Origin of the sequence: Carboxydocella sp. ULO1, assembly GCF_002049255.1 — a bacterium.
Lineage (GTDB): Bacteria > Bacillota.
Map to the genome: position 1 here is coordinate 1 of NZ_BDLQ01000073.1, position 2,218 is coordinate 2,218.

General features: G+C 40.0%; 3 protein-coding genes. All 3 read left to right on the plus strand.

Annotation, left to right across the window (positions count from 1 at the left end; all coding sequences use genetic code 11):
* Positions 1 to 84 precede the first annotated feature (84 nt).
* The 3 genes from ULO1_RS14780 (at position 85) to ULO1_RS09210 (ending at position 2,181) form a co-directional block, all read left to right on the plus strand.
* The gene (locus ULO1_RS14780; RefSeq protein ID WP_159446871.1) at positions 85 to 225 is read left to right on the plus strand and encodes a hypothetical protein; all 141 of its coding nucleotides are present in this window, start codon (positions 85 to 87) and stop codon (positions 223 to 225) included.
* Positions 226 to 470: 245 nt separating this feature from the next.
* Complete coding sequence (locus ULO1_RS09205) at positions 471 to 920, plus strand: terminase small subunit (protein WP_079933433.1); 450 nt, start codon at positions 471 to 473, stop codon at positions 918 to 920.
* Positions 898 to 2,181: a PBSX family phage terminase large subunit gene (locus ULO1_RS09210; protein ID WP_200806956.1), complete on the plus strand. Its 1,284-nt coding sequence runs from the start codon at positions 898 to 900 to the stop codon at positions 2,179 to 2,181. Before ULO1_RS09205 ends, ULO1_RS09210 begins: the two co-directional genes overlap by 23 nt.
* The last annotated feature ends 37 nt before the right edge of the window (positions 2,182 to 2,218 follow it).

Genomic DNA, 2,218 nt, shown 5'->3' on the forward strand with positions numbered 1-2,218 from the left:
CACAGGCAGATAACGGCTTTGGCAAGCTGTTTATACCAGGTACTTAAAGATAATGGCCTGGCGTTTGCCTGAGGAGGGTAAGCAGTGAACCCAACTGAAATTTTAGAAACTGCAAAACAATTGCCGCTGGTTATTACCCAGCAGATGCAGGGAGTGCCACCAGCGGTGATAATACAAGTTATTGCCGAGGAAATGCAAAAATTAGCTGAGACATGCAGGAATTAACATAAATACACCGAACGCTTAAAAGCAGGAGGGAAAAGCAAAAACTGTTCAGCAAATTTCAAGAGATATAGGAATTAAGCAAATAGTAGTTTTATCAATTTTAAATGAGCTACCAAGAGATATTGTTGCAATTGAAGTTGAGCCGCTGAATGGAAACAATACCTCTGTAAAGTACAGATATAAAAATTAACCTACAGTTAGAGCCTTCGGGCTCTTTTTTAAAAATGTGAGGCAGGTGAGGTGATGTGAAACTTACGGAAAAACAGAAAGCGTTTTGCGATTATTACATTGAGACGCTAAATGCTACTGAAAGTTACAAAAGAGCAGGTTATAAGGTTAAAAGTGAAGATGCCGCTAATGCGGCTGCAAGTAGAATGTTAAGAAATGTTAAGGTTCGCAAATACATCGAAGAAAGAATGAAGCAAAAGGAATCCGAGCGTATTGCCTCCCAGGACGAAGTGTTAGAATTCCTCACTCGAGTTATGCGCGGTCAAGAAACCGAAGAAGTAGTTGGCTTTACTGAAAGTGGCCCGGTTAAAGAAAAGAAAGCACCAAGCACAAAGGATCGGGTAAAAGCAGCGGAGCTTTTAGGAAAAAGATATGCACTGTTTACCGAAAAGGTTAACATTAGCGGCAACATGGGCGTCGTAATTGTTGATGACATCAAGGCAGATGATAGCGATGGAGAAGATTAGGTTAAGCGAATTAATAGCACCAAGCTTTTATGAAGTGCATCAGGATATTAAAAACAATCGCTACACTCATTACTGGTTAAAAGGTGGCCGGGGTTCTACCAAATCATCTTTTGTAAGTTTGGAAATAATCCTTGGCATGATGAAAGATCCGAATGCCAATGCGGTAACCCTTAGAAAAGTAAAAGAAACCCTAAAAGACAGTGTATTTGAGCAGTTAGTTTGGGCTATTGAAAAGCTAAAGGTTAGCGAGTACTGGGAAATTAAGCATAACCCAATGGAGCTAACTTATATCCCGACCGGGCAAAAGATTTTATTCCGGGGAGCGGATAAGCCAAGAAAAATCAAATCAATAAAGGTTAGTCGTGGATATGTGAAGTTTATTTGGTATGAAGAAGTAGACGAATTCAATGGCATAGAAGAAATCCGGGTAATAAACCAGTCCTTAATGAGGGGCGGGCAACAGTTTTGTGTTTTTTATACCTATAACCCGCCAAATTCAGTACGGAGCTGGGTAAATGAAGAAGTTTTAATTGAAAGAGCAGACAGAAAGATACATCATAGCACGTATTTGACTGTTCCTCGTGAATGGCTTGGGGAACAGTTTTTTATTGAAGCAGAGCATTTAAGACGGATTAACGAGAAAGCTTACCGGCATGAGTATTTAGGGGAAGTTACCGGAACTGGTGGGGAAATATTCAGTAACATCACAATTCGAAAAATTACCGATAACGAAATAAAAGCATTTGACCGCATCCGCCGGGGGATTGACTGGGGTTATGCGATAGATCCCGTTCACTATACAGTTTGCCATTATGATCGCACTCGCAGGCGGCTTTTTATTTTTTATGAGATTCACCAAGTTGGATTATCAAATCGACGCTTGGCTGAATTAATCAAGGAGGAAAACAAATTGAATTCTCTAATTACAGCTGATAGTGCAGAGCCAAAATCAATTGCAGAGTTAAAGAGTTATGGATTGAAAGTATATGGTGCCAAGAAAGGTCCAGGAAGCGTCGAATTTGGTATTAAGTTTTTGCAGGATTTAGAAGAGATAGTGGTAGACCCGGAAAGATGCCCGAATACAGCCAGGGAGTTTTTGAATTACGAGTTAGAAAAAGATAACAACGGCAATTTCAAAGCCGATTTCCCCGATAAAAACAACCATAGCATTGATGCTGTTAGATATGCCCTTGAGGATGATATGATAGGCGTCAATATGAATGGCGTTGAGATATTGAGAGGTGTAAAGATTTATGGCTAAACAAAAGTGGTTTAAAAGAGCCGTCGGAGAAATATCT